We start from the raw sequence: 927 nt of genomic DNA, 5'->3' as shown, positions 1-927 counted from the left end.
CGGAACAGCGCCAGCGGCGGGTAGCCGGGCCGGCCGGTGGGTGCGCGCAGCGGCGCCAGCAGGCGCTCCATCGGCGCCCAGTCGATCAGGCCGACAATGCAGTCCAGACGATGATTGGAACCCGCCCATACCGGCAGAAGCGCCTCCGCCAAGCTCGCCTGTCCGATCCGACGCTGACCCATCTCCGCCTCACAACTGCCATCACCAGGCTCAGCGAATCAGCCCATCTGTCGCTCAGCAAGGCGTTTCGCAGGGATCTCCACTGGGACCGGCTCGGCCAGAAGAACGAGAATTCCTCCTGCTGGATCCGCGTCTCGCAGGGCTGGGCCGGCAAGAACTGGGGCGAGATCGACATCCCGCGCATCGGGCAGGAGGTGATCGTCGACTTCCTCGAGGGCGACCCCGACCGGCCGATCGTCACCGGGCGCGTCTACAATGCCGAGAACCCGGTGCCCTATGCACTGCCGGCCAACAAGACGCAGTCGGGCATCAAGTCCAATTCCTCCAAGGGCGGCGGCGGCTCCAACGAGATCCGCTTCGAGGACAAGAAGGGCTCGGAGCAGGTCTACCTCCATGCGGAGAAGGACCTCGACAGCTTGGTCGAGAACGACGAGACGCGCCGGGTCGGCGGCAAGGGCACCGGCAACCGCACGACCGACATCAAGAACGACGAGAAGATCACGGTCGGCGGCAACCGGACCGAGACGGTGGTGAAGAACGAGACCATCACCATCGGTGAGAACCGGACCGAAGCTGTCGCGAAGAACGAGTCGGTAGCGATCGGGCTGACGCGCAGCCACGCTGAGCTGCCCCCGATCAGGGATCCACGAGCTATGAGAGACTTGGCCCGTGTTCTGGCTTGGCCGTCTGGCCCTGCCGGAGCGGAGCGTAGGCGGGGCCAGACGGCCAGGGCAACATCGCTTCCGG

1 protein-coding gene is annotated in these 927 nt (G+C 66.1%); it reads left to right on the top strand.

All coding sequences use genetic code 11. The annotated features are described in order from the left end of the window. Positions 1–110: 110 nt before the first annotated feature. Positions 111–927, top strand: an 817-nt coding sequence (locus tag HW578_RS28135) for a type VI secretion system Vgr family protein (RefSeq protein ID WP_304621655.1), incomplete at its 3' end; no start/stop codon positions are given.

This window comes from Roseomonas rosulenta (assembly GCF_016106005.1).
Classification (GTDB): domain Bacteria; phylum Pseudomonadota; class Alphaproteobacteria; order Acetobacterales; family Acetobacteraceae; genus Neoroseomonas; species Neoroseomonas rosulenta.
Note: the sequence above shows the minus strand (reverse complement) of the source record. Positions and strands in the feature narration are given on the sequence as shown.